General features: G+C 67.3%; 1 pseudogene. It reads right to left on the bottom strand.

The features are described from left to right. Positions 1 to 71 precede the first annotated feature (71 nt). Positions 72 to 553, bottom strand: a pseudogene (locus C9414_RS20970) (hypothetical protein); the annotation flags it as partial.

The following is a 553-nucleotide window of genomic DNA, read 5'->3' on the forward strand; positions in this document are numbered from 1 at the left end:
CCTGTTGTGCCAGTGCGGTCGGTGCGGTGCTGAACAACAGCAGCAGGATCAGTCGCAGGATGCGGGCCATGTCAGTCTCCCCAGCGCAATGCGGCTTCGAAGCCGAGATGGCGTTCGCGGTGGCCGTCGTAGACCGGCCGCGACCAGCGCACGCCGTACTCGAACACACGGCCCGGCCCCAGTTGCCACTCATGCTGGTAGGACACCGATGGCACCAGCGCGCTGCCGAAGCCGTCCTGCCAGTAGTCCCCCAGCGAAACCGTCAGCGGGTGCCGGAAGTGGCGTTCGTAGTGCCGCCACAGTTGCTGGTCGATGCGCAGCCCGATCTCGACCATGCGGTCGCGTGACGGGTTGAAATAGGGCGCATCATCGCGGCTGCCGCGACTGGTGTAGGCACTGGCCAGGCCGTCGACCAGCCAGCGCGGCCGGGTCAGCAGGCGCTGCTCGAGGGCGGTACTGAACAGCTCGCGATGATTGCCGTCGTCGTAGCGGAAACGGCTGGCGCCGAACATCCAGTGGGTCAGCTCACTGCGCCGGTAGTCCACCCGCGCGC

Origin of the sequence: Bacillus sp. Nf3 (assembly GCF_003028545.1) — a bacterium.
Classification (GTDB): Bacteria; Bacillota; Bacilli; order Bacillales; family Bacillaceae; genus Bacillus; species Bacillus safensis.